Annotated in this window: 1 pseudogene; it reads left to right on the top strand. The window is 67.5% G+C overall.

What is annotated here, in order from left to right:
* Positions 1–165: 165 nt before the first annotated feature.
* A pseudogene (locus GO615_RS30155) lies at positions 166–385 on the top strand (alanine dehydrogenase); the annotation flags it as partial.

Raw genomic sequence — 385 nt, 5'->3', positions numbered from 1 at the left:
GATCCATGCCCTCGATGCTTTCATTGCAGCCCCTGCCCGCGTGGGATCGCGGGCGGATGTGACGGCTCTGACGGCGCCCGGCCCGTCCCTACTCGCTCGTAGCGCGGTGAACTCCTAGCGTGGCAAGTGATCACGGTCACGTCGAAGGAGTCGGAGGAGAAGATCATGCGGGTCGGTGTTCCGAGCGAGGTCAAGAACAACGAGTTCCGGGTGGCGGTCACGCCGGCGGGCGTCAACGAGTTCGTGCTGCACGGGCACGAGGTGCGGGTGCAGCGCGGCGCCGGGGACGGTTCGAGCCTCACCGACGACGACTACCGCGCGGCGGGCGCCGTCATCGTCGACGACGCGGACGAGGTGTGGGCCGACAGTGATCTCATCCTCAAGG

The organism is Aromatoleum evansii, assembly GCF_012910805.1.
GTDB classification, from domain to species: domain Bacteria; phylum Pseudomonadota; class Gammaproteobacteria; order Burkholderiales; family Rhodocyclaceae; genus Aromatoleum; species Aromatoleum evansii.
Note: the sequence above shows the minus strand (reverse complement) of the source record. Positions and strands in the feature narration are given on the sequence as shown.